This is a genomic window from Paenibacillus sp. HGF5, from assembly GCF_000204455.1.
Taxonomy (GTDB): domain Bacteria; phylum Bacillota; class Bacilli; order Paenibacillales; family Paenibacillaceae; genus Paenibacillus_AQ; species Paenibacillus_AQ lautus_A.
Map to the genome: position 1 here is coordinate 25,516 of NZ_AEXS01000143.1, position 26,115 is coordinate 51,630.

The 26,115-nt window shown below is 50.3% G+C and carries 27 protein-coding genes; 6 read left to right on the top strand and 21 right to left on the bottom strand.

Features of this window, described 5'->3' with window-relative positions; translation table 11 throughout:
• Positions 1-52: 52 nt before the first annotated feature.
• Complete coding sequence (locus HMPREF9412_RS22450) at positions 53-1,057, bottom strand: asparaginase (protein WP_009594097.1); 1,005 nt, start codon at positions 1,055-1,057, stop codon at positions 53-55.
• A 281-nt stretch (positions 1,058-1,338) separates the two neighbouring features.
• On the opposite strand from HMPREF9412_RS22450, the gene HMPREF9412_RS22455 reads away from it, so the two are divergent.
• The 3 genes from HMPREF9412_RS22455 (at position 1,339) to HMPREF9412_RS22465 (ending at position 2,621) form a co-directional block, all read left to right on the top strand.
• Positions 1,339-1,596: a GlsB/YeaQ/YmgE family stress response membrane protein gene (locus tag HMPREF9412_RS22455; protein ID WP_009594073.1), complete on the top strand. Its 258-nt coding sequence runs from the start codon at positions 1,339-1,341 to the stop codon at positions 1,594-1,596.
• Positions 1,597-1,644: 48 nt separating this feature from the next.
• On the top strand, positions 1,645-2,055 hold the full coding sequence (locus HMPREF9412_RS22460; protein ID WP_009594054.1) for a YtxH domain-containing protein: 411 nt from the start codon (positions 1,645-1,647) through the stop codon (positions 2,053-2,055).
• Positions 2,056-2,189: 134 nt separating this feature from the next.
• On the top strand, positions 2,190-2,621 hold the full coding sequence (locus HMPREF9412_RS22465) for a DUF5665 domain-containing protein (RefSeq protein ID WP_036673137.1): 432 nt from the start codon (positions 2,190-2,192) through the stop codon (positions 2,619-2,621).
• Between the two features lie 96 nt (positions 2,622-2,717).
• On the opposite strand, the gene HMPREF9412_RS22470 is transcribed toward HMPREF9412_RS22465, so the two are convergent.
• The 11 genes from HMPREF9412_RS22470 to HMPREF9412_RS22520 all read right to left on the bottom strand — a co-directional run bounded on the left by HMPREF9412_RS22470 (position 2,718) and on the right by HMPREF9412_RS22520 (position 14,759).
• On the bottom strand, positions 2,718-3,695 hold the full coding sequence (locus HMPREF9412_RS22470; RefSeq protein ID WP_009594132.1) for a magnesium transporter CorA family protein: 978 nt from the start codon (positions 3,693-3,695) through the stop codon (positions 2,718-2,720).
• Between the two features lie 122 nt (positions 3,696-3,817).
• Positions 3,818-4,588 (bottom strand): sigma-70 family RNA polymerase sigma factor, encoded by a 771-nt coding sequence (locus tag HMPREF9412_RS22475; protein ID WP_009594120.1) that lies wholly within the window; start codon positions 4,586-4,588, stop codon positions 3,818-3,820.
• On the bottom strand, positions 4,585-5,034 hold the full coding sequence (gene rsbW, locus HMPREF9412_RS22480; RefSeq protein ID WP_009594118.1) for an anti-sigma B factor RsbW: 450 nt from the start codon (positions 5,032-5,034) through the stop codon (positions 4,585-4,587). The genes HMPREF9412_RS22475 and rsbW overlap by 4 nt, the downstream gene beginning before the upstream one ends.
• Before the next feature lie 32 nt (positions 5,035-5,066).
• Positions 5,067-5,390, bottom strand: coding sequence for an STAS domain-containing protein (locus HMPREF9412_RS22485; protein WP_009594079.1), 324 nt, complete (start codon positions 5,388-5,390; stop codon positions 5,067-5,069).
• Positions 5,391-5,502: 112 nt separating this feature from the next.
• Complete coding sequence (locus HMPREF9412_RS22490) at positions 5,503-7,182, bottom strand: response regulator (RefSeq protein WP_009594095.1); 1,680 nt, start codon at positions 7,180-7,182, stop codon at positions 5,503-5,505.
• A gap of 20 nt (positions 7,183-7,202) precedes the next feature.
• On the bottom strand, positions 7,203-8,057 hold the full coding sequence (locus tag HMPREF9412_RS22495) for a CheR family methyltransferase (protein WP_015737480.1): 855 nt from the start codon (positions 8,055-8,057) through the stop codon (positions 7,203-7,205).
• Between the two features lie 78 nt (positions 8,058-8,135).
• Positions 8,136-11,795, bottom strand: coding sequence for a response regulator (locus HMPREF9412_RS22500; protein WP_009594103.1), 3,660 nt, complete (start codon positions 11,793-11,795; stop codon positions 8,136-8,138).
• A complete protein-coding gene (locus tag HMPREF9412_RS22505; protein WP_009594119.1) occupies positions 11,792-12,967 on the bottom strand; it encodes a PP2C family protein-serine/threonine phosphatase in 1,176 nt (391 codons plus the stop codon). Before HMPREF9412_RS22505 ends, HMPREF9412_RS22500 begins: the two co-directional genes overlap by 4 nt.
• Before the next feature lie 251 nt (positions 12,968-13,218).
• Positions 13,219-13,560: a general stress protein gene (locus HMPREF9412_RS22510; RefSeq protein WP_009594092.1), complete on the bottom strand. Its 342-nt coding sequence runs from the start codon at positions 13,558-13,560 to the stop codon at positions 13,219-13,221.
• An 87-nt stretch (positions 13,561-13,647) separates the two neighbouring features.
• On the bottom strand, positions 13,648-14,181 hold the full coding sequence (locus tag HMPREF9412_RS22515; protein ID WP_009594102.1) for a hypothetical protein: 534 nt from the start codon (positions 14,179-14,181) through the stop codon (positions 13,648-13,650).
• A gap of 56 nt (positions 14,182-14,237) precedes the next feature.
• A complete protein-coding gene (locus HMPREF9412_RS22520; protein WP_009594084.1) occupies positions 14,238-14,759 on the bottom strand; it encodes a DUF948 domain-containing protein in 522 nt (173 codons plus the stop codon).
• Positions 14,760-15,037: 278 nt separating this feature from the next.
• Between HMPREF9412_RS22520 and HMPREF9412_RS22525 the strand changes: the two genes are divergently transcribed.
• On the top strand, positions 15,038-15,202 hold the full coding sequence (locus HMPREF9412_RS22525; protein WP_036663891.1) for a DUF1328 domain-containing protein: 165 nt from the start codon (positions 15,038-15,040) through the stop codon (positions 15,200-15,202).
• 121 nt (positions 15,203-15,323) lie between these two features.
• Here the strand turns inward: HMPREF9412_RS22525 and HMPREF9412_RS22530 are convergent, their stop codons facing one another.
• From HMPREF9412_RS22530 to HMPREF9412_RS22540, 3 genes are all read right to left on the bottom strand, one after another.
• On the bottom strand, positions 15,324-16,829 hold the full coding sequence (locus tag HMPREF9412_RS22530) for a DHA2 family efflux MFS transporter permease subunit (RefSeq protein WP_009594045.1): 1,506 nt from the start codon (positions 16,827-16,829) through the stop codon (positions 15,324-15,326).
• A gap of 56 nt (positions 16,830-16,885) precedes the next feature.
• On the bottom strand, positions 16,886-17,335 hold the full coding sequence (locus HMPREF9412_RS22535; protein ID WP_009594042.1) for a MarR family transcriptional regulator: 450 nt from the start codon (positions 17,333-17,335) through the stop codon (positions 16,886-16,888).
• 255 nt (positions 17,336-17,590) lie between these two features.
• The gene (locus tag HMPREF9412_RS22540) at positions 17,591-18,175 is read right to left on the bottom strand and encodes a hypothetical protein (RefSeq protein WP_009594047.1); all 585 of its coding nucleotides are present in this window, start codon (positions 18,173-18,175) and stop codon (positions 17,591-17,593) included.
• Between the two features lie 184 nt (positions 18,176-18,359).
• Between HMPREF9412_RS22540 and HMPREF9412_RS22545 the strand changes: the two genes are divergently transcribed.
• Positions 18,360-18,704: a hypothetical protein gene (locus tag HMPREF9412_RS22545; protein WP_009594133.1), complete on the top strand. Its 345-nt coding sequence runs from the start codon at positions 18,360-18,362 to the stop codon at positions 18,702-18,704.
• Between the two features lie 108 nt (positions 18,705-18,812).
• Here HMPREF9412_RS22545 and HMPREF9412_RS22550 read toward each other — a convergent pair whose 3' ends face one another.
• Positions 18,813-19,688 (bottom strand): cation diffusion facilitator family transporter, encoded by an 876-nt coding sequence (locus HMPREF9412_RS22550; protein WP_036673142.1) that lies wholly within the window; start codon positions 19,686-19,688, stop codon positions 18,813-18,815.
• A gap of 222 nt (positions 19,689-19,910) precedes the next feature.
• On the opposite strand from HMPREF9412_RS22550, the gene HMPREF9412_RS22555 reads away from it, so the two are divergent.
• Positions 19,911-20,099, top strand: a complete 189-nt coding sequence (locus HMPREF9412_RS22555; RefSeq protein ID WP_009594046.1) for a hypothetical protein — start codon at positions 19,911-19,913, stop codon at positions 20,097-20,099.
• Positions 20,100-20,221: 122 nt separating this feature from the next.
• On the opposite strand, the gene HMPREF9412_RS22560 is transcribed toward HMPREF9412_RS22555, so the two are convergent.
• From HMPREF9412_RS22560 to HMPREF9412_RS22575, 5 genes are all read right to left on the bottom strand, one after another.
• On the bottom strand, positions 20,222-21,847 hold the full coding sequence (locus HMPREF9412_RS22560; protein ID WP_009594043.1) for an ABC-F family ATP-binding cassette domain-containing protein: 1,626 nt from the start codon (positions 21,845-21,847) through the stop codon (positions 20,222-20,224).
• 442 nt (positions 21,848-22,289) lie between these two features.
• The gene (locus HMPREF9412_RS22565; RefSeq protein ID WP_009594074.1) at positions 22,290-23,321 is read right to left on the bottom strand and encodes an MBL fold metallo-hydrolase; all 1,032 of its coding nucleotides are present in this window, start codon (positions 23,319-23,321) and stop codon (positions 22,290-22,292) included.
• A gap of 127 nt (positions 23,322-23,448) precedes the next feature.
• Positions 23,449-23,550 (bottom strand): cytochrome bd oxidase small subunit CydS, encoded by a 102-nt coding sequence (gene cydS, locus HMPREF9412_RS33780; protein ID WP_015737491.1) that lies wholly within the window; start codon positions 23,548-23,550, stop codon positions 23,449-23,451.
• A 5-nt stretch (positions 23,551-23,555) separates the two neighbouring features.
• Positions 23,556-24,587 (bottom strand): cytochrome d ubiquinol oxidase subunit II, encoded by a 1,032-nt coding sequence (locus HMPREF9412_RS22570; protein ID WP_009594061.1) that lies wholly within the window; start codon positions 24,585-24,587, stop codon positions 23,556-23,558.
• Positions 24,584-25,936, bottom strand: coding sequence for a cytochrome ubiquinol oxidase subunit I (locus tag HMPREF9412_RS22575; RefSeq protein ID WP_009594104.1), 1,353 nt, complete (start codon positions 25,934-25,936; stop codon positions 24,584-24,586). The genes HMPREF9412_RS22570 and HMPREF9412_RS22575 overlap by 4 nt, the downstream gene beginning before the upstream one ends.
• Positions 25,937-26,115: the final 179 nt, after the last annotated feature.

Consider the following 26,115-nt stretch of genomic DNA (forward strand, 5'->3'; position numbering starts at 1 on the left):
CGCCTTTTTTACTATTCAATACCCCGGCGGTTTCCGGTCTAATCAGTCGCCCTTAAGCGTGGAGCAGCTTAAATCCGGTTTCTACCCTGCCTACTCGAAGACCCTCATCATTATATAAATCCTTAGGATATGCAGCTTTCAGCCGTTCGATGGTCGCTTTGCTGCCGTAGCCGATCTGTTCCAATATGGACTCCGCGATCCAGCCCCATTCTTCCTCGGAGCCGTCCGAAATTTTGAAAGAGATGCCGAGCCGCTCCTTCTTAAGGCCGAAACAGTACACTCCCTTGAAGCCGCCCTTGGCCACAATATTAGGATCTTCCAGAAGAAGGGTATCCACTTTATGTTTACCCGCCACCATATAAGGCGCTGCATGCATGGCCTTCGTGATTCGAATGACTGCCTTTCGCGTCGGCTCGTCCTCTATAAGGTCCGGGCATGCAAGCTTCATGTAGGCTGTTGCCAAAGCGCGGAGCGGCATGGCGAATACCGGCAAGCCGCATCCATCGGTTCCCAGTTTAACATCGCCCGGAGCCAATCCAGCCAAATAGGCGACCGTCCGAAGGATCTCCTGCTGCAGCGGATGTTCCGGCTGATCGTATCCCGTCAGCGGATATCCCGCCATCTGGCAGTAGGCCAGCATGCCATAATGCTTGCCGGAGCAATTATGGTACCATTTACTTTTATCGCCGCCGCCTCGCAGAAGTGTTTCTTTGCTTCCTTCGTCCAGCGGCCAGCTGGATGCGCACACCATGTGAGTTTCGCTGATGCCCGCCTTGCGTGCAAACCGCTCCAATACTTCCACATGAGCCTGCTCCGCACGATGCGAGGCCGTCATGATCGCAATTTCCTCATCGGACAGTCCGTAATGATCCGCCAGCCCGCCGCGAATGGAAGGAATCGCCTGCATCGGCTTGGCCGAAGAACGCGTAAATGCGACATAATCCGGATCTCCCGCATAAGCCTCGACCTTACCTTGTTCATTCACAATGCATATATGTCCATTGTGGACGCACTCCAATATGTCCGCCCGATATTCCTTCACCAATACAGTGTCCATGTTGAATAACTCCTTCTATATACCGTCTGTAACGTATGATGCCTTGAGAAGCCTGTATGCTTGCATCTCCCCGAGATCACGCTTATTCGAGAATGATTGCAAATCTGTATTCAGTATAGTACAAAAAACGGCAATTGACAGCAGAATACGTTCCATAGAGGACGGACATTCCATTTATCTCCCGTTTTGCACGTCTCCTGTTTCATGGTGTGGCCTTGCGTTTAATTACGAGATAAGCAAGCCCACTCGAAACACATTGCTCTGAAAAAGGAGGCGATCGTATGTGGGGAATCATCATCAGCATCGTGATGGCAATCATCATCGGGATAATCGGGGATGCGCTGGTTGGTCATGAAATGCCGGGCGGACTTATCGGTTCCATGATCGCAGGTTTCATAGGCGCATGGCTCGGACCGTGGCTCTTCGGAGCATGGGGTCCTGTCATAGGCGGATTTGCCATTGTGCCCGCAATCATCGGTACGGCCATCTTTGTATTCCTGCTCGGTCTTGTTGCCAAGTTGTTTAGACGCACAGCCTGATCCTCGTGTTTATATTCATTTTTATATTAACTAAAAGGAGTGAAAGTTATGAATAACGCAGAACAAGAATATCCAGTACAAAGCGGTTCCACATTCTTCAAAGGTGCTTTTATCGGTGCCTTGGTCGGGGCGGCGGCAGCTCTGTTGTTCGCTCCAAAGCCAGGCCGCGAGCTTCGCGGGGATTTATCCGAGAAGCTGAGCATGGTGTCGGATAAAACCAAAGAAGTCGCTTATACCGTAGGCGATAAAGCTTCTGAACTGGCAAAAACGGTGGGCAGCAAAGCCTCCGATGTCATGGCCACCGTGAATGAAGGCCGCCAAAGCATTATGTCCAGCGTCAAGGAAGCATCGGCAGACGTGTCGAGCGAGGTTTCAAGTGCTTCCAAAGATGTGAAGGATAAAGCGATGGACACCTCTTCCGAAGTCAGCCGTGAAATGAAAACGACAACGAATTATTAATTCGTAGGGTCACGAATAGCCAGCTGACGCAGCTGGCTATTTTTATGCCAAATCCGGCACGTTGTCTTATCAGCATTGTATGGATTCCGAAGTGAAATGAAACGGCGCATCTGCCTGGAAAGCGGGGATATTTCATGAGTAAAGCAAACCCATATCATGGCGGCTCCGGCTTCTCAACCCGAAGCGGCAGTCGTTCGACACGAAACGAGGAACAACGTGGGCAATCCGAATCATCCAGGGAAAGACACTCCATAGAGGCGGATGAGGTCCAGGAGCATCCCTTTGAGCTTAGGCACGAAGTGAAGAAATTGAACACGCGACTGGACAAAATCGCCGCCACGCTGGAGAAGTCCGAAATGAAGGACATGATCGATAATTACATGAATCCCAAAAAACGCATCATTGCCAACCTCACTGCCGGCTTGGCCCGGGGGTTGGGCTTAACCCTTGGCACGGCTCTCGTGCTGGGTCTTCTGGGTTATATTCTCAGCTTCTTTGTCAATGTGCCGATGATAGGGGATTTCATCTCGAACCTGCAGGGATATATTGAACAATCCAAATCCTAATTCGTCTCTATTACCTGAACAAGCCCGGTACCTTTAACGGTTACCGGGCGATTGTGATGGTTATGGCTGCAATTCTTCTGCAAGCGTTCTTCGCACTCAAATATTCCTGTTTTTGGACTTTACTTGAAGCAGGTCCCCCGTCCATCCCTTTGCACGCATCCAAAGGTACATCCCTCCGGTCCAGAGCAAGGTGAAGCCGATGACTGCCGTGAAGCCCCAGAACGTCTTAATGCCGGGCAAGTTCTCGAAATTCATGCCCCATACGGCTCCGATCACGGTTGCCGGTGTGAATACGACCGTAAAGATGGTCAAGGTCTTCATGATTTCATTACCGCGGAACGCCGAGATTGCATCATCGATGGATACCAGCGTATCGATTTCGCGCTCATAGTGATAAATCAGCCTTTCCATTCTTTCTACTCGATGCAGGAGCTGTTGGAACGAGCGGCTGGCATCCAGCTCGCCGTGATATCCTTCCTTCGCCGCAGCGATCAGCTCCTGAAAAGGAATAAACAGGTTGCTCCATTCCAGCAGCTCAAACCTCGACGAGAGAATGTTATCCATTAAAGATCTTCGGTTGCGTGTACGCATATCCTTTTCGACGAGGCGCAGGTTATGTTCGAATTGATCCATTCCTGCATGGTAATAATGCAGAATGGCCCGGGCCAATACAAACATGCCGTCTACGGGCCGCTCGCATTGATGAAGCATCGAGGCTCTATCGGCCTTGACCATCACGCTGCGGGTATGCTCATCCAAATTAATGGTGATCAGCACATGAGCATCCACATAGAAATAGAACTGTTCCGCCTTATGATGCTCGTGTTCATTCGTGACCTTATAAAGCATGGACCCCATAATGACCGGCTCCACCCCATCCTTGAAACGAACGGATAAGTAATTCCGGTCCTTTAACGACGCTGCCAGATTAAACCATTCAGCTGTATAAGGATAGCGTGACCGAAGTTCGCCGATCCAGGAGGATTGCCAGTTCTCGGTTCGGACATCGTGCCATTGCCACCCCCCTGCATAATCATAAACATCCTGACCTTCTGTCGTATCCGGCCCAAGCATGATTTCCTTGCCACTCCCTTCGATAAATACGGATATTAGGTTTCAAAAAAGGCACGCATTCCCGTGATGGAGGAAGCGTGCCTTATGTTGCTATACGTCTGTCTCTACGAAGCTTGTCCATATCAATACGAAGAATTGGACATGATCTGCTTCAGTTTTTCCGTTGCCCGCTTCTGGATACGCGAGACACTCATTTGCGACACGCCTAACCTTTGAGCGATCGCTCGCTGGGACTGCCCCTCCTGAAATGCCAGCAGCAGCACCTTCTGCTCTTGCTCCTTCAGCTGGCTCATCGCCTGTTGAAGATCCATCCGCTTCTCGACGGAATCAAAGTCGTTCACGTCCGAACTGATCAGTTCTCCAAGCGTGGCCCCGGTTTCTTCCTGAGACAATGGGGAATCCAATGATACATAATGATAGCATTCCCTTCCCGCCAACACTTCAACGGTTTCCTCCACGGAAAGATCCAGGTAGGATGCAATCTCATTCACATCAGGGGATCGTTCAAGCTTCACCATTAGTTCATCAATCGCTTGCTGGACCAAGGCCCCCTTCTCCTTGATTCGTCTTGGCACTTGAATGTACCACGATTTATCGCGAAGGAAGTTTTTCATATGCCCGATCATACTCTTCATGGCATAGGGCTCAAACGGAATCCCCAGGCTAATGTCGTATTGCTGAAGCAAACGGATTAATGCCATTTGGCCAACCTGATATAAATCCTCATACAGATCGGGCCGATTCCGGGCAATTTTGCCTGCTGCCATCTTGACCATCGGTTCATATTTTTTAATCAGCACCGTTGCGATATCGTTATCCTTCGTCTGCTGATACTGTTCTATTAAATGCACTGCTTCATCCCTGGACTCTTGGGGAGTCGCCTTATCACTCATACTGGCTCCTCACTTCTTGCGAGCCGCTTCGTCAGCGTAACCTCGGTTCCCTTTCCAGCCTGGTTTGTCACGCTCACCTCGTCCATAAGCGCCTCCATCAGGTAGAAGCCAAGTCCTCCGATTTGGACCTCGCTGAGATCTTTATCATGAAGTGTACGATTGCCAACCGCCCCCACACTGTCGAAACTCTCCCCTTCGTCTCTGACCGTAATGGATAGCGACTCGCCGGTCACTTGAAATAAAACCTCTACCATTCCGCCTTCCTGGCTATAAGCATATAAAACCGAGTTGTTACAGGCCTCCGACACCGCAACCTTCATATCTTCGATCTCTTCATAGGAAAAGCCCATCTTGGAAGCTATCCCGTATAGATTCAATCTTACAATATCCACGTATTCAGCACTGGCAGGCAAATTAAGTGTTATTCTTTGTACATCTGAATTCATTCTTTTCGATCCTTTCCTATTGGGAATTCTTCTTACGACTGAAAGAACTTCGCAATACCCGTCATATCGAACAGCTTTTGAATTTGCGGCGGAACTTCCTCAACTGCAAAGCGTGCTTCCATGCCATGTCTGGCTTTCAGTATCGACAGAAGAATACCAATGCCCGTACTATCAATATATGTCATGTCCTTCATGTTGACGATCAAGTCTACTTCGGAATTGCCGACAAGAGGCTCCATTACCAATCGAAAATCCGGAGCGACGGACAGATCAAGTTCACCGCTCAAAAATACCGTGCATACGCCCTCGTTCATTTGGGTCTTGGCATTGAACTTATCATTCGTTTTTGTATTCATAGACACTCTCTCCCAATCATTTGTTTTCCCTTTACATAACCCGTTATCTCGCTTGTTGAAACAGGTTAACGAGGGATAAAGACGCGCTAATATATGGAAAACGATTCATTCACTAGCCGTTGATGATTCGAACTTGGCTTGGGCTGATGTCCCACCCGTCCGGCTCTACCGGCATATAACGGGATATCAGGTGCTTTACACAGCTGATTTTGACCGGTTTACTGATATATTCATTCATGCCGGCATCAAAGCAGCGCTTCTGAATCCCGTCCATCACATTGGCTGTCATCGCAACGAGTACGGGAGCGTCCGCTTCCGGCTTCATCTGGCGGATGAGGCGAGCGGCCTCCAAACCGTCCATGACCGGCATTTGCAAATCCATAAAGATCATGTCGTAAGCCTTAGGCCCGGCAGCCATCTCGACGGCCTGCCTGCCGTCTTCTGCCATATCCGCATTCATTCCCATCTTTTCAAGCATGCTCTCCATCAGCTTTCGATTAATCGGATGGTCGTCCACGATCAGAATGTTCGGCTGTCTTCCCCCGTGCACCCGATATTTGCCCGAATGTTCCTCTTCCCGGAGCCGAGGATGCTCCTCCTCATGCGTGTGAACGCAGATCGTGAATACGAAGGTGGCTCCCTCCCCTTCTTTGGAGTCAACCTCAATCTCTCCGCCCATCATCTGCACAAGCGATTTACAGATCGCTAGCCCCAGACCTGTTCCGCCGTAGCGTCGGGTCATCGAGGAATCCAGTTGAGAGAACGGCTTGAACAGCCGGTCAAGCTTCTTCGATGAGATACCGATTCCCGTATCTTTTACCGTGAATTCAAGCGTTAATCGATTCTCTTCGGCCTTGGCAAGCGAAACAACCAAATACACGCCGCCCTCATTCGTAAATTTCACGGCATTGGATACCAAATTCACCAACACTTGACGAAGGCGCCCCATATCGCCGAATACCATCGAAGGGATTTGATCCTCGATAAAATACGTAAGCTCCAGGTTTTTCTTGGAGGCTTCTCCGGAGAACAAACCAAACACTTCCTGAACGCAGGACTTAAGATCAAACGGATATTCCTCCAGCTCCATTTTGCCGGATTCCATCTTGGAGAAATCCAAAATGTCATTAATGATGTTAACCAAGGCATCCGCACTGTTGCGGATAATCGTGGCATATTCACGCTGTTCATCCTGAAGCTCGCTGTCCATCAGCAAATCAATCATCCCGATGACGCCATTCATCGGCGTTCGGATCTCATGACTCATCATCGCCAGAAACTCGGTTTTGGCTTTGGCGGCAATCTCGGCTTCTTCCTTGGCCAGCACTAGCTCTTGATTAATCTTTTCCAGTTCCTGAGTCTTCTGGTGTAATTGCGCGGACTGGATCTTCAGCCTGTTATTGGTCCGATACATATCGACAAAACCCTCGATCTTGGATTTCAAGATTTGAGGGATGAAGGGTTTAACCATATAGTCGATTGCACCGGCGGAGTATCCCGCAAAAAGATGCTCCGCGTCCTTGCTGTTTGCGGAAATGAATATTATCGGAATATCCTTCGTCTTGTCTCTCGCCTTGATCAGCCTTGCCGTTTCAATGCCGTCCATGCCGGGCATTTGGACATCAAGAACAATCACGGCAAAATCATACTTCAAGAGATATCGCAAAGCCTCTTCGCCTGAAGTAGCTTTAATGAGCGTGTATTGTTCGCTGTCCAGAACAGCTTCGAGTGCAAGTAAGTTTTCAGGGCGGTCATCTACCAACAGAATATGAATCGGTTCGTGAAACCCCATGAGATCCTCCTACAAAACTTCTATTTAATCTTTCGATAAATTTTCTCGACGCGGTCCAGTGTCTCATAAGCTTCGCTATAATTCGTAAAGTGTATGGACTCTTTGGCGCCCAGGACGAGAATACCGAAATGGCTTAGACTCTCGTGAAACAATCCGTGCACGTGATCTCGCAGCTGGTCATTAAAATAAATCATGACATTCCGGCAAAAAATCACGTTAAACTCGTTAAAGGAACGGTCCGTTGCCAAATTGTGCTCGGCAAATATCATGTTTTTCTTCAAGAACGGCTGAAAAATAACCGAGTTGTACTTCGCGGTATAGTATTCGGAGAACGAGCGGGTACCGCCCGCCTCCAAGTAATTCTTCGTATATTGCTTCATGCGTTTGATATCGAATACGCCTTCCTTGGCCTGCTGGAGCGAACGCGAATTCATGTCCGTCGCATAAATCCGGGATTTTTCATACAACCCCTCTTCATGAAGCAAAATGGCCATGGAATACACTTCTTCTCCGGTTGAGCAGCCTGCATGCCAAATCCGTATATACGGATACGTACGAAGCAATGGAACCACCGACTGCCTGAATGTCAGGAATAGTTTCGGATCCCTGAACATTTCGGTAACAGGAATCGACAAATTATATATGAGCCGCTCAAAACATGAACGGTCGTGCAGTACTTTGTCTTGGAGGGCAGAAATCGTGGAAACACCCTCTGCATGAACATGATGCCAGATTCTCCGCCTCAACGAAGGAATGGCGTAATTTCGAAAATCGTAACCATAGAATCGATGAATGCCATCCAAAAGAAGTTCGATCTCGATCTGTTCCAGTTCACGCTCGCTATTCTCTGTCAACAACAGTTGTTCTGATTCCATATGGTCACTAGATGACATTACGCTTGCACCGCTTTCCGAGTGTTTATTTGCTACTTGTACTTTACCCACTAAAGCGGCTTACGAATACAACCAAACCCTCATTAGGGAAAGAAGTTGCTCTGTCTGAATCGGCTTCTTCATATAATCGGAAGCACCCGCTTCAATGCATTTCGCGCGGTCCTCTTTCATGGCTTTGGCCGTCAGGGCAATAATCGGCAATTTGTCGAATTCCGGCATTTCGCGTAAACGGCGCATCGCCTCATAACCGTCCATCTCCGGCATCATCATATCCATTAACACCAGATCGAAATCCGGATTCTGCTGAAGGAGCTCGATCGCTTCCCGGCCGTTCTCGGCAAAGGTCACTTCCATATTGTATCCTTCCAGCACGCTGGAGAGGGCAAACACGTTGCGGATATCGTCATCCACAAGCAGAATTTTCTTGCCTTCAAACAGTTCTTCCTTGTTGTGCAGCTTCTGCAGGATTTTACGTTTATCCTCCGGCAAATCGGCCTCAACCCGATGCAGGAACAGCGTCGTTTCATCCAATAGCCGTTCCGGTGACTTCACGTCCTTAATGATGATCGACTCCGCATATTTGCGAAGCTGCATCTCTTCCTTCGAATCCAAATCCTTGCCGGTGTAAATAATAATAGGCAGATCCACCAGGTTCTCGTCATCGCGAATCTGGTCAAGCAGTTCAAAGCCTGTCATATCCGTCAGCATCAGATCAAGCACCATGCAATCATAGCGCTGCTTACGCAGCTCGCTGAGCGCCTCGGCGCCCGTGGATGCCGCCGTAATCGACACATCGTCATGACCGATCAATTCGATAATGGAATTCCGCTGAATATCGTCATCCTCGACAATCAAGAGATGTTTCATCGATTTTTCCGCATAGGATTGGATATGCGTAAACGCGTCCTCCAGCGCTTCCCGGCTTGAAGGCTTCTTCAGGTAAGCGATCGCTCCCATCATTAAGCCTTGCTTCACTTCATCCACAACGGAGATGACATGCACCGGAATATGGCGGGTAACCGCAGAGCTCTTCAGCTCGCCCATGACGGACCAGCCGTCGATAACCGGGAGCTGGATATCCAGAATGATGGCATCCGGTCTGTACGACTTGGCCATCTCCAGTCCGATATCACCCTGCAGTGCGACCAAAGCCTTGAAGCCGCGGCCTCTGGCCATATCCAGCAGGATTCTGGCAAACTTCACGTCATCCTCAATGATGAGCAGTACTTTATCTGTCGGCCCGAGCTGGTTGCGATCATCGTCTACCTGTATGGCAGGCTGAACCTCTTTAGTAACCATCTTGGCTTTCGGTACGATCAGAGAGCTCTCCGGCGGTGCCTCCATCGCTGCGGCCGCTTCCTTCGCACCGTCTGCCACTTCTGGATGGCTTGCCGGCAGGAAAAGGGTGAAGCAGCTTCCTTTGCCTTCCTCCGATTCCACCGTAATGCCCCCGCCCAGCAGGCGGGAAAGCTCGCGGCTGATGGAAAGTCCAAGCCCGGTCCCTCCGTATTTCCGGCTGGTGGTACCGTCCACCTGCTGGAAGGCTTCAAAGATCAGATCCGTTTTGTCTGCCGGAATGCCGATTCCGGTATCTTTGACAGCGAAGGACACATAGTCCGATTCCGCATTCAGGTAAACCGGAAGCTTGTCCTTGTCTGCCTTCTCTACAAGCAACTCGACAGAGCCGCTATTCGTAAACTTGAAAGCATTCGATAACAGGTTGCGCAGAATTTGCTTCACGCGATGACTGTCCGTCACGATGCTTTGCGGGAGTTCCTCTTCAATGCGCACGCCCAAATTGATATGCTTGCGCGATGCCACCGCTGCGAAATTCTGCTCCACGAAGGCTTCGATATCCGGAAGCTGGACGTCTTCATAGTTGATTTCCATTTTCCCGGCGTCCACTTTCGATAAGTCGAGAATTTCATCGATCATTTTGAGCAGGTCGGAGCCCGACATGTAAATCGTCTGTGCATATTCAATCTGCTTGGAGCTCAGATTCCCATCCTTGTTCTCGGACAACAGCTGCGACAATATCAGCAGGCTGTTAAGAGGGGTGCGCAATTCGTGGGACATGTTCGCCATGAACTCCGACTTGTATTTGGTTGTAATCGAGAGCTGCTTCGCTTGCTGCTCGAGCTGCATTCGCGCCTTCTCGATTTCATCGTTCTTCTCTTCCACTTCCTGCACTTGCTCCTCAAGCGCACGCGTCTTGGCAACAAGCTCGGTATTGTAATGCTCCAGCTCTTCCTGCTGGCGCTGCAGCAGATCCTCGGAACGCTTGAGGGCATTGGTCTGCTCCTCCAGATTCTCGTTGGTACGGCGAAGCTCTTCCTGCTGCGTCTGCAGCTCTTCCGACTGAACCTGAAGCTCTTCGGTCATGGCTTGCGATTCGCGCAGCAGTTGCTCGACCCGCAGTCGGCCTGTGATATTGTTCAGAATGATGCCGAGGGACTGGCTTAGCTGAGACATCAGCTGTTCCTGCAAAGTTGTCGTTTCCTCGAACGAAGCCAACTCGACGACGCCCAGCACTTCATTCTCGAACAGAAGCGGGTAGATCATGATGGACACCGGCTTCGATGAACCCCACGCGGATTCCACATTCATATAGCCCTCCGGAGCGCCTTTCAGGACGACCGGCTTCTTATCGAGCGCCGCCTGGCCTACAAGCCCTTCCCCGATCATGAAGGCAACCTTCGGCTCTTCTCCGCCTTCATGGGCATAGGAGCCCTTCATCTCCAATTTGTTCGGATGTTTGTCTTCCTGACGGATATAGATGGCTCCGTAATGAGCTCCCAAGATCGGCGTGAATTCGCTGATGAACCGCTGGCCGACCTCTTCCAGGGAATTGATTCCTTCCAGCAGCTCGGTGACTCTGGCCATATTCGAGTTCAGCCAGGATTGATCACGCTGCGCTTGGAGATACGTTTCCTCGATGCGCTGCTTCTCGATGATGTCTTCGGACAAGTCTTTGAATACTCGAGCTACGTCCCCAAACTCGTCCTTCGAAGTAACCTTGATACGGCGGATGGCCTTCAGCCTGCCTTCGCCGAAGCTCTTCAGCATCATGGAGACCACGTTGATGCCCCGGGTAATGCTTGGGAGAATCCATAGAATGACCAGCATTCCGATAAGAAGCCCACCGGCCATGATGTAGATGAACATTTGCACGGAGCGGTCGTAAGCGGCTTTCGCTGCGGCTATATCATCGTTGATCTTCTGATTCTCGTAGCTGCTAAGCTCGTTCAGGCTGATCAGCATCTCCTCCTGGACCGATTGCCCGGTAGAATTACGGAGTGCGTTGGCCCCATCTGCGTCGCTGGTAGAGAGCAATTCCAGCGTCTTGTTCTGATACACGATATATTCGTTAACCGCACGCTCGATCCGGACCAGCAATTGCTGTTCCTCTGCGGTATTTACGCTTTCCTTGATGGCCCTAAAATACTCCTCCGCCTGCGCCGTCATCGTCTCGATTTCCTGTTTGGACACCGTATACGTAGACGGATCGTTGCTCAGGATCATATTCGTAAGTTCGCGCGCCATATTGTTGACTTCTCCGCGCATGCCGCTGGAGTTTCGCACCTTCTGGTAGCGCTCCTGAAAGATTTGGTCCATCTGGTTGTTCATGTAACTGATCCGGTCGTACCCGATCAGGGTCAAAACCAGCATAAGCGCCAGTAATGTTGTAAAACCAATGACTAACTTGCTCTTAAGCTTCATTGATTGGTTTCCTCTCCTTTTTTAAGAGATATCCAAACCAGGCATTTATCGTCCTCTCGCTCCTGCGATGGATCATCCACAAAATACTGTTCCTTCATTTCGTCTTCTCTCCAATGGTGAGGGCCGCCCAAATGCGTCTTCAGATGATCCAGCTTCTCGTCATGCCCGCCCTCTACCAGTTCGAGCAGGCCATCCGTATACATAACCAAATGACCTTCGCCTTCATACTGAAAGCTTCTTGGCTCCATGTCCTCGATCCGGTCGAACAAGCCAACCGGGCAGCAGCCTTGATCCAGCGTCATGACTTCGCCGTCCTCCTTGAAGAACAGGGCCGGGGGATGTCCTGCGTTGACATAGTCCACCCGCTTCAAACGAGTGTCCACGACAAGATAGATGGCCGTAAAATAGTACTGAATCAGCTGTTCGCCCAGGTTCAACTGATTGAATCTGCGATTCAATTCCTGAACCACCTTCTCCGGTTCGACATAAGTCGTGACCGTATCCTTCAGCACCGAAGCGATGAACATGCAAAACAGGGACGAAGTAATCCCGTGTCCCATCATATCCAGCAGAATCACGCCATATCGGCCGTCGCCTAGCGGAAACCATGCATACAAATCTCCCGCAAGCTCTGCCGAGGGCTGGTACAGCGCATGAATCTCCAGCTGTTCATCTTCGATGGGCGAGCTTAACACGGCATTCTGAACCATGGCCGCAAGCTTCAATTCCGCCTGGACCCGCTGTTCCCTTTCAATATGCCAGTCTTTCTCTTGCTTCAACCGAAGCGCGAGGCGTATCCGTGCCATCAGCTCCACCTTGTTGATCGGTTTCGTGACGTAATCGACGGCGCCGGCATCCAGCGCTTCCGCCAGCTTCTTCGAATCTCCGACGGCGGTGACCATAATGATCGGTATATCTTTCAAATGCTCGTATTGCTGAACAATACGGCAAGCTTCTATTCCATCCATCTCAGGCATCATCATATCGAGCAGCACCAAATCGATATCCGCCCTACGGGGATTCGGATCTTGGCTGCGATCGCCGATTCCCAGGTGTTCCAGCATTTCCAGGGCTGAAGATGCAGATAGCGTATTGTGATAATTTTCCTTCTTCAAGATTTCTCGAATAATAATGACGTTAGTCGGATTGTCATCTACGATTAATATTCTCATTGCCCTCTCCTTTAACGTTACGGCTTATGCGGCAGAAATCCTTTTCCTACTATTATACTATAATAACCCTATGATCATTTGCCATAGAAAAAGGTTCTCAAGCTTGAATCTTCCACTTTTAATAGATATATGGAACATTCTTTTAAAACATAGATAAGGAATGAGACGTCAATAGTCTCATTCCTTATCTATGTTTTAAGTCCTATAACCCCTATGTCGAATCAGCGCCAGGCTGAAAATTCAATGCTTCCTCAATCCTTCTTAGCAATCACGAGCACTTTGCCAAGGTCCAATTGTTTCTCGTAAAATCCCGCCTCGGCTTCGGTAAAGCCAAGCGATACGATCTTGGCACGCAGCTCATCCCCGCGGGACCGAAACAGATTCGCCAGGGCATCAAACACGCCTTCTTCCTTAATGCCTACGTTATTGGCATCGGCTGCTTCCACAATCCGGCTCGTCTTGTCCGAATCATGGGCCAATACATAAATGTGATCCAGATCGTAACCGGACTGCCGAAGATTCTGAACCTCCTGAACCGCTTGCGTCCCGTTTTCCACGACTTTGGCATATGACTTCGTATTGGTGAATTCCATTGTGAAAACCTCCCCTAATAGTGTTAAACCTCAATTTAGGTTATAGTCCATTGGTTATTAACCGTAATCCTCAAGGTTGAAACAAATTTATTCGCTATAATCGAAAAATAAATCGACGCCTTCGATTTCACCGGTATCCCGGTCAATGTATACCTTAAGCGCATGATGGTTCTCAAGGTATACATCTCCGTCCTCCGCCTTAAAATACGGTCTACCCAGGGATGCCCGGACATGATCGGTTGACATGCCTATATGCTGGCCTTCAACCTGAAAGGATTCGGCAGAGGGCTTGACATGAACATATTCCGTGTAGCCGTTGCGGACTCCAACCTCCATATCTTTATAAAGAAGCTTAGTGGTTCCGCTCAGGCTGTCCTGCTCGATTCGTGCAGGCGTTCCCAGCTTGTGGACGATATCACGCTTGGTATCCGCAAGCGATATCCCGTTTAACGTCCCGTAGCCCTCTGAAGAGTTGTCGCCGGTGTGTGCTTGTCCAACATCCGCAGCGGCATGAACTACAGGCGGTTGCCATATCTCGGCAGCAGGCTGCTGCACTGCCGCAGCACCTCCACCTCCGGAGTAAACCATGAGCCCGACCATCAACAGTGCGACATTCCACATGCGACCTCCTCCTTTCATCATCTTGCCGTGCACTACCCTGGCTTGGTTAAGCCCTGTTATCTGGCTTTTTGACGACGGAAACTGTTCCACAGGCCAACTGCCGTGTCCACGTAGGACAGCCAATTCCGGCTGCGGGATTTTTCTTCCGCTTCCGTCTTCTGATAAACGGCGTCATACGACTGGAACGTGCGATCTTGTGCCGTCAAAGGCACTTCCATGCGGGCGGGCTGCTCTTTCTTCTGCTCTATCCGGGATTGCTTAAAGCGGCTAACCATGCCGGAAGATACTTGCTTCACCGCATAAGTGACTTCGCTTAAAGCTTCTCCCAGGTTTTTGACGGTATCCATAACCGGATCAATTTGTTTCATCTTATGCTGAACATCCACCGTAATATCGTTCGTATTTCGAATGGTCTGCTTCACTTCATAACTCAATTCGTCGACCGTCTTTTGTACTTCCTGAAGCGTTTGTGTTACCTTTTCGAGCGATTGCGTGGCTGCCTTCAATGTCTTGATCAAGAAGAATACGAGAACCGCAAATGCCACGGCAATAATGGCAACACTGATTTGAGTTAGCATACGTTGTCCCTCACTTTCAAGTTATGTTTGGTTTCGGATACGCAATAGTTACCCTATCCCCCACCTCACGAAACAAAGGGTTCCTTGCCATCCATGCCACTGTTCTCCAGCTTGTTTCATCCTCTGCCGCCCCGGTTAAAGAACACTACGAAGGGCGCTGCGGCAACGCCGATGGCCCCTACCGATCTTCAAATTGGATAAGAGCTCCTTACTTGGAGCAGCATGCGTTGACATGCCATATATCCAATAAAATCGATGAAGAAAGCAGGGTGAATATGATGTTAAAATGGTCCGTAATTTTTCTGGTGGTTGCACTGATTGCAGGGATCTTCGGCTTCTTCGGCATCGTTGAGGCTGCAGCCAGTATCGCGAAGGTTCTGTTCTTCGTCTTCGTTGTCCTGTTTGTGATCTCTCTCTTTACCGGACGCAGACGAAGTATGTGACGGCGTCACGTGTTGTTAAAGCCCGTGCATTGAATATACACTTAGGAACATGAAAAGGGTGTCCCTCCGTTGTTAAACGGATGGGACACCCTTTTTATGGCGTGCTTGAATTTGAGGCGGCTTAAGCGTGCGTTGCTGCAGCCTCCCGGCTTCCGGCTGCCTTCGGCTCTTCCGCCGGCTTCGTCTTCTTGATGAAGAAAGCCAGAATCAAGGAAACCACGCTGATCCAGGTGGCAATAACAAAGGCATAGTTAATGCCATAAATCGTTGCTTCGTTGCCCAGCTTAAGCAGGTCGGCCTGATTCTTCGGATCGAACACCCCCGACTGCATCAAGGCTTCTCCTCGGCTCTCCGCCTGGGTGGACATGACGGTAACGAGAATCGCGGTTCCGATCGAGCCGGAAACCATGCGGAGTGTATTCGACATCGCCGTACCATGGGCGTTCAAGCTCCGCGGCAGCTGATTCAGTCCCGCGGTCTGAATCGGCATCATGAGCATCGACATACCGAACATGCGGGCCGTATAGATAATCATGATCTGGCCGTAAGACATCGTTTCGGTCAGATTACTGAACTCCCACGTCGTAATGACCGTAATCGCCAGACCGATAACAGCCAGCCATTTTGCGCCAACCTTATCGAATATCGCGCCCGTGATGGGTGACATAATTCCCATCAGAATAGCGCCGGGAAGCATGAGCAGACCGGATTCCACCGGCGTAAACCCGCGAATCTGCTGCAGATAAATCGGCAGCAGGATCATCCCGGCATACATCGCCATCGTGACGATGACATTGATCAAGGTCGTTAACGTAAACATGTTGTACTTAAATATACGGAATTCCAGCATCGGATTGTCGGCCTTCATTTCCCGCCATACAAACAGGATGAGGGCAACCGTGCCGACCGCAAGGGTCGTCACAACCGGCGTGCTGGACCAGCCGTCGTTCCCGGCGTCACTGAAGCCGTAGAGCAAGCCGCCGAAGCCCAGGGTAGACAAAATGATGGCGATCATGTCCAGCTTGGGCCGGCTGACCTCGGTCACGTTTTTAAGGAAGAAGACCCCGATTAACGTAGCGATAACGGAGAAAGGCAGGATCATGTAGAACAGCACCCGCCAATCGTAATGCTCCACGATATATCCGGAAAGCGTAGGTCCGATCGCAGGAGCAAAAATCATGGCGATCCCCATCATCCCCATGGCTTTACCGCGGTTCTCTATAGGGAAAATGTTCAGAAATACGACAGTCATAAGCGGCATGAGAATTCCTGCACCCGCTGCCTGAACGAGGCGTCCGGTTAGAAGAAATGCAAAGTTAGGGCTGATGGCACACAGCAAGGTGCCGATCGTAAACAGCGTCATGGCGCTGATGAACAGCTGCCTGGTCGAGAATCGCGCAATCAGGTAGGCGGTAACGGGAATCAGCACCCCGTTCACCAGCATAAAGCCTGTGGTCAGCCACTGGGCTACCGTCGGTTTGATGCTTAAATTTTCCATGATGCTCGGCAGAGCAACATTCATCAAAGTCTGGTTAAGAATGGCGACAAAAGCGCCAATCATTAATGCGGCAATGATGGGGCCTTTCTTGACAGGCTCGCCGGGACGAGCAGCAGTATGGGTATTCATCGGAAGCTTTCACTCTCTTTCTAAGTAAGTTCGTTTATATCAATAGCATGTTTGTTCTATGTGGACAGCTGACCTTGGATATACTCAACATTCGTCAAAATTTTGCGGTACAGGGAACTCAACTGTTTAACCTCTTCATCTGTTAGAAAACCATATAACAAACCGCTAAGCTCAGCGCGTTTATTGGCCAACTGCTCGATCAGCTCCCGCCCGAGCGGCGTAATCTCCAGATGGATGACCCTGCGGTCGGTTGTATCCCTTACGCGGCGCGCGAATCCGCCTTCGATCAATTTATCGGATATGCCCGTGACCGCACCGCACGTCACATGAATGGAATCCGCCAAGTCAGACAATCTCAAAGCACCCTGTTCGTGGAGCTTCTCCAAGGCGGTGTACTGGGTTCTCCCCAGTTTAGGGAACCCCTCCTTCTGCCATTCATTCTGCACAGTCCGAAGCATCTTCTTAAATAGCATCTCCAACTCCAGAATTTCATTCCGCATGGACATGTATTTTTTACACTCCTTTAATGGTCCAGCACTCCTTCAATAGAGACACCCTCTCCTTCGCCTCTAAATACTTTAGTACTAAAACATTTATTTCTAAACATTTACTGATTATAGTAGGGGATTATTTCAGTGTCAATGTTTACATATATATTTTTTTCATAATTATTTTCTGAAAATAATGCCGTCTCATGAAAGAAAATGCAAAAAGACCCAGACGTCGTTTCCTTGTCTGAGTCTTTAGCCGATTCTCTTGCTTTACTTAAACAGCGAAGGAATCGACATCCAATCCATCGTAAAGTTCAATTCCAGGCCATCGGATAGAAACTTAACATTCTTCACGGTTACCAAATCGGGCAAATAGTCCTTCAGCGAAATTTGAATGGGCTCAAGCCGGAACACATTCAGCGGAATCTCAACGCCACGAATCGTTGTCGATTCATGCGTCAAGTGAAGATAGCTTCCCTCGGCTGACATCTGAAAGCGCAGAACGGCACCAAAAGGAACGATTCCCCATTTACCGTTCATGCTGGCTGACATGGTGGTACCGTTCATTGCGAAATCGGCACCGGTTATATCGACGCCAAGGTCATGCGTGCTCATATATTTTACCATGTTCTTCTTGCTGAGTTCCCCGACTTCCTCGGTGCTTAGTTTCATGCGGGTATCCCGGTTCGACACCATGGTCATCAATTTGTCCTTGAAATCAACGGATCGATAGCGCATGTCCAGGGATTGCGTAGGATAAACAAACCAGACTGCCGCACCGATGATCACAAGCAACAAGACAAGTATTCCCAATAGGAATCGCCCGGTTCGTTTCTTTCGGCGTACCAAATCCAAAGATCCCTCCTCCCTAAGGATTTCCCTGCTGGAACAGGGCTTTTCCCATCCCCAAAGTATATAGGAATCCTGGAAACTTGTCACGATTTGAGAATTGTACCCAACTTTCTTGGTTCAAAACATCCAAATGGTGGTTATTACGATATTGTCAAATATTACTTCGGTCCCAAGGAGGAATTATTCCATGAAAAAAACACTAAGCATTACTGCAGCCCTAGCACTCACCCTGTCTCTAACCGCCGTAGCAAGCGCGGATCCGATTAACGGTACGGTATCCAACACTTCAGGACCGGCTCCGATCTCGGTGGAAGACCCGATCATCAAACCTGAAGAAGTCGTGATCGTACCGACGCCGATGATTGAGCTTACAAGCAAAACTTACTTCTACAACGCTCCAAACGGCGAAAAGCTTGGTGCCTTGGCTCCGCAAAAGCTCGACACAACCGGCAATCGTTACGATGTCATGCTTGGCGGGGAATGGGTTGAAGTATATACATGGCTCGGTAAAGCTTGGATTTATGTAGAGTAATCGTGTATGGCTATCGGGCTTCATGATCCTTCATGTACCCCGGCATGTTAAATGGCAGGTCAAGAGAATCTTGGCCTGCCATTTGTATACCTGCACATTCGGTATCCCTTAGGAGGATCCCTTAGGCTCCACATGAATATGGACGCTCATAATATTGTGAATCTTCTCCATCTGCTCCTCGATGCGGTCACTGATCTGATGGCCCTCCAAAACGCTGATATCCGGGTCTACCTCGATAACGACATCCACCAGTACATGATTGCCGTGGATTCGGGCTTTCATATCCTTGATTCCCTCGACACCGGGCGTACGGGCAATCGTGCTGCGCAAATCAGACAAACGGTTTTCATCAAAGCCATCCGTGAGGCTATAGGTACAATCCCTGAATATTTCCCAAGCCGTTTTGCAAATAATGACGCCAACCACTACAGCCGCCACGGTATCCAGCCAGGGCAGGCCGAATTGTGCGCCGATGATGCCCACAGCGGCCCCAACGCTGACGAGCGCATCGGACAAGTTATCCTTGGCCGCTGCCATCAGCGCCTGGTTATCGATGCGCCGCGCAAGGTTCCGATTGTAACGATATACGCCCAGCATCGCAACGGCACAGATGCCGGCCACGCCGGCAGACCATACATTCGGCACTTCCTTGGAGCCTTCAAAAAAAGAACGGACGGCTTCGACCAGCACCTGGATGCCCACGACAGCCATGATGAAGGAGGCCACCAGCGCCGCGATCGTCTCCGCCCTCAAGTGCCCGTATGCATGATCGGAATCCGGCGGCTTCTGGGAAATTCGCAGCCCGATCAATACGGCGAGCGATGCCACGATATCCGTCAGGTTGTTAAAACCGTCGGCGAGCAAAGCACTGGATGCAAACAAATATCCACAGAATATTTTAAACGATGACAGCACGAGGTATGCCGCAATGCTGATCCAGGCCCCGCGCTCCCCTTGTTTGATGTTATCATAGGCATTCACTATATACGTCTCTCCTTTGCTTGCTCCGTGCAGGCTTTAAGCGATATCCATCATTATCCATATTTAATCCTAGCAAAGGTCATTCGTGTGGGTCTAGGGAAACATAATTGCTTCGGTCAAAGAACCATGGACGTAGAAAATGGTATTAATCATTGTTACCCTTGCCGGACGATTTAAAAACGAATAAAATGAGGACAAGCGAACACGAAGAGGAGGGTGATTCCTATGCCCGAGAATAATGAGCCACGCAAAGTGAATTTGGCTGATGCGATCAAGCAAAAGCTGGAACAAAAGAAACAGCAAAATACATCCGCGAACAAGCCGGGACAATTCCAAGCCGGTTCAGCGCAAAAAATGAAAAGCCAAAATAACAAAAAACCAAACAACCAGCGTCGTCGTACCGGCGGTTCGTAAAGAACCGATCCGTAACGCACGCCAAAAAATGCTGCACCTCCCATACCCGGGAGGTGCAGCATTTTTATTGAATAAGAAGGCGGGATGACAGCTTGTCGCCATCATCCCGCTGCTTAATTTCTTTAAACTTCAACCGGGTACATGCTTTCGCGAAGCCCCTTGATCTCTTCACTCTCCAGATACTCGTCATAACTCATGCTGCGGTCGATGATGCCGTTAGGCGTAATCTCGATAATCCGGTTCGCAATCGTCTGAATGAACTGATGGTCATGCGAGGTGAACAAGATGGTTCCGTCAAAATCGATCAAGCCGTTGTTGAGCGCCGTGATGGACTCCAGATCCAAGTGGTTCGTCGGCTCATCGAAGATCAGCACGTTCGCGCCGTTCAGCATCATTTTGGCCAGCATGCAGCGAACCTTCTCGCCTCCGGACAATACGCTGGCTTTCTTCAACGCTTCCTCCCCTGAGAACAGCATGCGGCCAAGGAATCCGCGCAGGAACGTCTCGTCCTGATCCTTGGAATATTGGCGCAGCCATTCCACGAGATTCAGGTCGACTCCGTCGAAATAAGCCGAATTGTCTTTCGGGAAATACGCTTGGGTCGTGGTTACGCCCCAGCTGTATTCGCCGGCTTCCGCTTCGGTTTCGCCGGTGATGACCTGGAACAAGGTCGTTTTCGGCAAGCCGTTTGGCCCGACAAACGCAATTTTGTCCCCTTTATTCACAACAAAACTCACGTTGTCCAGCAGTTTCTCGCCTTCCACGCTCTTCGTCAGGCTGTCCACGGTCAGCAATTGTTTGCCGGCTTCGCGTTCAGGCTTGAAGTTGAGGAACGGATATTTACGGTTGGATGGACGGATATCGTCCAGCGTAATTTTATCGAGCTGCTTCTTCCGGGACGTCGCTTGCTTCGATTTCGAAGCATTCGCGGAGAAGCGCTGAATGAAGGCTTGAAGCTCCTTGATCTTCTCTTCCTTCTTCTTGTTGGATTCGCGCTGGAGCGCGAGGGCCAGCTGGCTGGATTCATACCAGAAGTCGTAGTTGCCGACATACAGCTGGATTTTGCCGAAATCGATATCCGCAATATGCGTACATACCTTGTTCAGGAAGTGACGGTCATGGGATACCACGATAACGGTGCCTTCATAATCCATCAGGAAGTTCTCGAGCCACTGAATCGATTCGAGGTCCAAGTGGTTGGTAGGCTCATCGAGCAGCAGGTTATGCGGCCGGCCGAACAAGGCTTGGGCCAAAAGAACGCGGACCTTCTCGTTGCCGCTCAGCTCCGACATTTTCTTGTCGTGCAGCTCACGCGGAATACCGAGGCCGATCAGGAGCGCAGCCGCATCCGGCTCGGCATCCCATCCGTTCAGCTCGGCGAATTCGCCTTCCAGCTCACCCGCACGCATGCCGTCCTCTTCGGAAAAGTCGGCTTTTGCATACAGCGCATCCTTCTCCTTCATGATGGTATACAGTCTGGCATGACCCATGATGACCGTCTCCAGAACCGGATATTGGTCATATTCATAGTGGTTCTGCTTCAGAACCGCCATCCGTTCGTTGGGAGTCATATGAACCTCGCCTGAGTTCGGTTCAATCTCGCCGGAGAGGATTTTTAGAAATGTAGACTTACCCGCCCCGTTAGCGCCGATGAGGCCGTAGCAGTTGCCCGGGGTGAATTTTATATTGACATCTTCAAATAGTGCTCGTTTGCCATAGCGGAGCGTTACGCCGCTTGTACTGATCATTAAGCATTACCATCCTTTATCACTATTGGTTTCAGCACATTATAGCATAAGTACGGCGGTTATCGAAGCTTCTGGACGATATAAAACGGTTTTAAACAAATATAACCTCCTGCATGGGCCATTTCATGCTGACCAGCCACAGGAGGCCGACGATCAAAGATTACCTTTTACCAAGTTTCATAGAACCGAGGCGTTTCTATTAATTAGAAGAAACCAGTCGGACCGGATCCGCTGTCTTACCATAGACTTCACCGGGAATCGATTGACGATCCCGTGCAGTTGGCTAAGAATAACGCTGCTGCCGCAAGAGCGGTCGGCATTGGCCCAAAACGAAGACGATTAGAAGCAACTAATAAATGGGCCCGAAAGGTTATACGACCTTTCGGGCCTTCTTAGGCAGTCTGTAGTGTGTATGCCGATCGGAATCGCTTCCGGGTTTCTGTTACGAAGTCACGCTTCTTCGTTCCGGCTGAACCTTGAAGGTTTCCCCGTACTTCAAGACACGAATCCGCTCCTTGGCAATCCCGAGCCGCTTTCGTTCCGCTTCCATCCGGTCCAGCGCTTCCCTGGCCGTATCATCGGCCAGCTTGAAGGTCCCGTAATGCATCGGAATCATCGTCTCCGCCTTCACGTCCTGAAACGCCTGCAGCGCCTCTTCCGGATTGACGTGCTGAGACGTCATGAACCATTCCGGCTCGTATGCCCCGATCGGCATCAAAGCGAGGTGAATGTTGAACCGTTCGCCGATCAGCTTAAAACCCTCGAAATATCCGCTGTCTCCCGCAAAATACAAATTCGGCGGAAGCAGTCGGGTGCCGTCCTCAGCGACGGGTTCGTTATTGCATGCCGATTCATCGGAAGAACTCGAATCCGTCTTTCCATCCTGCAGCACGGGCTCCATCACGAATCCTCCCCAATGGGACGTATTCGTATCAAACGGCGTGCGCCGCGTCCAATGCTGTGTCGGCACGAAGGAAAATTTCACGCCTTTTATGGCGACCGATTCCCACCACTGCAGTTCGATCACGCGGCGAAAGCCTTTATTGATCATTTTCCGACGCAGACCAACCGGTACAATGATGGTGGTGTCCGCACGGTACAGCTTACGGATCGAGGAAACATGCATATGGTCATAGTGGGAATGCGATATCAAAATGACATCGATCGGGGGGATCTCATGAATGGGAAGTCCAGGTTCCCCAAGGCGCTTATTAAACCCCATTCTCCGCGCCCATACGGGATCAGTCACAATATTCATGCCTTCGTATTGAATGAAGAACGTGGCGTGCCCGATCCAGGTAACGGAGGTTTCGTGCCGGTTGCTATGCAAATACTGAAGATCCGGCGTCAGGTTCGGAATGCAGTAGGAATAATCCTTCTTCTTCTGACGACGTTCGTCGCGCCACTGCTTGAACTGTTTAAGCGTTTTGTCCGTGCTGACGTTATCGATATTGTTATAGCGAATTCTTGGCATGCAGCCTCCTCCTTCCATTACCCTGTATTTTACCCGTATTGAGCTATCCGCTCAACTTTGCGCTTTGTTGTTCTTTTTACACCGAATGATTCTTGGCGAAACAGCCCGGCTTTATTTTGTCCATCCCTCAATCCGAAGGGTCTTTATACTTGACGACGTAAATCGCCATAAAGGCTACGGCAGCCAGTACCGTGAGCAGCGGTGCTATGAAAATGCCGAAATCCTCCACTTGCCTCACCCCTTCTTCGCGGATTTGCCGCGAATGTAGTTCGCATCGAACAAAAACAATCGCATCAGCAGGATCAGGGAAGGCACCAAGACGCAGAAGCCGAGAATAAACGCGGTAATCAAAGCGATGGCCATCGTATCGTTGGTGATGCTCTCATGAATGTGGATGTAATCATAGAGAATGTACGGCAGATGCGAGCGACCATATCCGTACCAGGCAAAAGCGAATTGAAGCATGACCATGATAAATGCGATGCCAAGGCGGATGCGTTTCCACACGAGGTATACCGCGATGACAAAGCAGACGAACGACGCGATAAACATCCAGGCGATATCCAGCATTTGCCCAAAATGCACCGGATTCTGATGGTTGATCTGGAAAAACGCGAACACCGAAGCCAGGATCGTCGGCCCGCTCCAACCCAGTGCATAACCCCGGACCACGCCGAACGCCACCTCATCCCCGGCACGCTGCGCGTAATAGGACAGGAACATCGCCGAGATGTACAGAACGCTGACAAGGGCAAGCAGAATGACCGACCACGTGTACGGATTCGTGAAGAACGTGTACCAGTGAAGCTCCACCTTACCGCCGTCCATATAGATGATGCCGCCTTCGGATATGGCCAATATCGTCGACAAGGCGGCAGGAATGAGCAGCCCCGTCGCTCCGTATAGTCCCATGTATACGATATTGTTGCCCGTCTGGCTGCCATACGTATGATAGGCGTAGTAAGCGCCTCGGATGGCGAGCAGCACGAGCACCAAGCTGCCCGGGACAAGCAGCGCGGTGCCATAATAATACGCGGCATCGGGAAAGAATCCGACGAGTCCGACCACAAAAAAGATCAGGAACACGTTGGTCACTTCCCAAACGGGGGACAGATATCGCTGGATGATATTGTGGATCTTGTTCTCATGTCCGGTAAGCACGCTATAGAAGCTGAAGAATCCGGCGCCGAAATCAATCGAGGCCACCAGCAAATAGCCGAACAGGAACGTCCATAGAACGGTTATGGCTATCATGGCATAGCTCACTTGCGGTCTCCTCCTTCGATTTCGAGTCCCAGCAGCCGGATTTCCTCTTCCGCGCTTTTATTCCGGAACAATTGGCTCAGCACGCGGATTGCGGATACGGACAAGACCAAATACAGTAGAATAAACAGCAACAGCATCCAGCCGACGCTCGATGAAGTGGTCGCCGCATCCGATACCTTCATATATCCCCGCACAATCCACGGCTGCCTTCCGATCTCAGCAAGGAACCAGCCCAGCCATATGGCTGACATCGATAGAGGCCCTAAAGCCAATATACTGAGCAGCAGCCACTTTGGGTAAGGCTTTTTGCCAGGAAGTTTCCTTCGGAACATATACAGGAGAGGAATCAGAACGATCACGGCGCCGCTGGTCACCTTCAAATCAAAAAAATAATGCACGGACATGGGTGGTCTCTCGTTCTCCGGAAATTCATTCAGGCCGATGACCTCCGTACTGGGGCTGTTCCCTGCCAGTATGCTAAGCGCGTACGGAATCTTTAACGCATACTTGATTTCGTTATGCTCATCCAGAAAGCCGCCGTAAATGAGCGGGGCTTCGGTCATCGTCTCAAAATGCCACTCGGCGGCCGCCAGTTTCTCGGGCTGGTATTTGGCCAGGAATTTGCCGGAAAAGTCTCCGATCATCACGGTGGCCACGGCAAAAACAAAGGTGGAAACGACGGTAAGCTTCAGCGCTTTCTTAAAATAGACGTGCCTGCTTCCCCGAAGTAAGCTGAAAGCCGCGATGCTCGCCAGCGCCGCAGCGCTTGTCGTAAACGCCGACGCCAGCACATGGCTCACCTTGGTCGGCGTCGCCGGATTGAACATGGCCACGAACGGATTCACGTTCGTAAACACCCCGTCCACCAGCTCAAAGCCCTGCGGCTGGTTCATAAATGCATTCATGCTCGTGATAAAGAAAGCAGAAGCGGAGGAGCCGATTGCCACGGGAATTAGCAGCAGCAGGTGGGTCCATTTGTTTTTGAACCGATCCCACGTATAGAGATAAATGCCAAGAAAGATCGCCTCCACAAAAAAAGCGAAGGTTTCCATAAACAGCGGCAGCGCAATGGCCTTACCGGCTACGCGCATAAAGGTGGGCCACAGCAGGCTGAGCTGCAAGCCGATGGCGGTTCCTGTCACGACGCCAACAGCCACGGTAATCACATATCCCCGCGCCCAGCGCCTGGCGAGCAAGGTATAGTGGTCATCCCCCGTCCGGATCCCCCTCCATTCCGCCAGAGCCAGCATAATGGGAATCCCGACGCCGATGGTTGCCAGAACAATATGTACAAACAGGGTCAGTCCGGTCAGTATGCGGCTCATCAGTACTGGATCCAGTGATGACATCAGGTTCACTCCTCGGGTGTGTTATCCAAAATGATGCATGTAGCGCAAATATCCTTTCACGGCACCGTACAGCATAATGGCGGCCACGATAAAGCATAGAATCGCAAGCTTTTTCTCCTGCTTCCTGTACATCGACAGCCTAGCCTCCCTTATGTATTTCGGACTTCCCGCAAGGGGTG

Excerpts from the sequence above, each read along its gene's own strand:
- HMPREF9412_RS22450 (WP_009594097.1), bottom strand. The coding sequence starts at position 1,057 with ATGGACACTGTATTGGTGAAGGAATATCGGGCGGACATATTGGAGTGC.
- HMPREF9412_RS22455 (WP_009594073.1), top strand. The coding sequence starts at position 1,339 with ATGTGGGGAATCATCATCAGCATCGTGATGGCAATCATCATCGGGATA.
- HMPREF9412_RS22460 (WP_009594054.1), top strand. The coding sequence starts at position 1,645 with ATGAATAACGCAGAACAAGAATATCCAGTACAAAGCGGTTCCACATTC.
- HMPREF9412_RS22465 (WP_036673137.1), top strand. The coding sequence starts at position 2,190 with ATGAGTAAAGCAAACCCATATCATGGCGGCTCCGGCTTCTCAACCCGA.
- HMPREF9412_RS22470 (WP_009594132.1), bottom strand. The coding sequence starts at position 3,695 with ATGCTTGGGCCGGATACGACAGAAGGTCAGGATGTTTATGATTATGCA.
- HMPREF9412_RS22475 (WP_009594120.1), bottom strand. The coding sequence starts at position 4,588 with ATGAGTGATAAGGCGACTCCCCAAGAGTCCAGGGATGAAGCAGTGCAT.
- rsbW (WP_009594118.1), bottom strand. The coding sequence starts at position 5,034 with ATGAATTCAGATGTACAAAGAATAACACTTAATTTGCCTGCCAGTGCT.
- HMPREF9412_RS22485 (WP_009594079.1), bottom strand. The coding sequence starts at position 5,390 with ATGAATACAAAAACGAATGATAAGTTCAATGCCAAGACCCAAATGAAC.
- HMPREF9412_RS22490 (WP_009594095.1), bottom strand. The coding sequence starts at position 7,182 with ATGGGGTTTCACGAACCGATTCATATTCTGTTGGTAGATGACCGCCCT.
- HMPREF9412_RS22495 (WP_015737480.1), bottom strand. The coding sequence starts at position 8,057 with ATGGAATCAGAACAACTGTTGTTGACAGAGAATAGCGAGCGTGAACTG.
- HMPREF9412_RS22500 (WP_009594103.1), bottom strand. The coding sequence starts at position 11,795 with ATGAAGCTTAAGAGCAAGTTAGTCATTGGTTTTACAACATTACTGGCG.
- HMPREF9412_RS22505 (WP_009594119.1), bottom strand. The coding sequence starts at position 12,967 with ATGAGAATATTAATCGTAGATGACAATCCGACTAACGTCATTATTATT.
- HMPREF9412_RS22510 (WP_009594092.1), bottom strand. The coding sequence starts at position 13,560 with ATGGAATTCACCAATACGAAGTCATATGCCAAAGTCGTGGAAAACGGG.
- HMPREF9412_RS22515 (WP_009594102.1), bottom strand. The coding sequence starts at position 14,181 with ATGTGGAATGTCGCACTGTTGATGGTCGGGCTCATGGTTTACTCCGGA.
- HMPREF9412_RS22520 (WP_009594084.1), bottom strand. The coding sequence starts at position 14,759 with ATGCTAACTCAAATCAGTGTTGCCATTATTGCCGTGGCATTTGCGGTT.
- HMPREF9412_RS22525 (WP_036663891.1), top strand. The coding sequence starts at position 15,038 with ATGTTAAAATGGTCCGTAATTTTTCTGGTGGTTGCACTGATTGCAGGG.
- HMPREF9412_RS22530 (WP_009594045.1), bottom strand. The coding sequence starts at position 16,829 with ATGAATACCCATACTGCTGCTCGTCCCGGCGAGCCTGTCAAGAAAGGC.
- HMPREF9412_RS22535 (WP_009594042.1), bottom strand. The coding sequence starts at position 17,335 with ATGTCCATGCGGAATGAAATTCTGGAGTTGGAGATGCTATTTAAGAAG.
- HMPREF9412_RS22545 (WP_009594133.1), top strand. The coding sequence starts at position 18,360 with ATGAAAAAAACACTAAGCATTACTGCAGCCCTAGCACTCACCCTGTCT.
- HMPREF9412_RS22555 (WP_009594046.1), top strand. The coding sequence starts at position 19,911 with ATGCCCGAGAATAATGAGCCACGCAAAGTGAATTTGGCTGATGCGATC.
- HMPREF9412_RS22560 (WP_009594043.1), bottom strand. The coding sequence starts at position 21,847 with ATGATCAGTACAAGCGGCGTAACGCTCCGCTATGGCAAACGAGCACTA.
- HMPREF9412_RS22565 (WP_009594074.1), bottom strand. The coding sequence starts at position 23,321 with ATGCCAAGAATTCGCTATAACAATATCGATAACGTCAGCACGGACAAA.
- HMPREF9412_RS22575 (WP_009594104.1), bottom strand. The coding sequence starts at position 25,936 with ATGTCATCACTGGATCCAGTACTGATGAGCCGCATACTGACCGGACTG.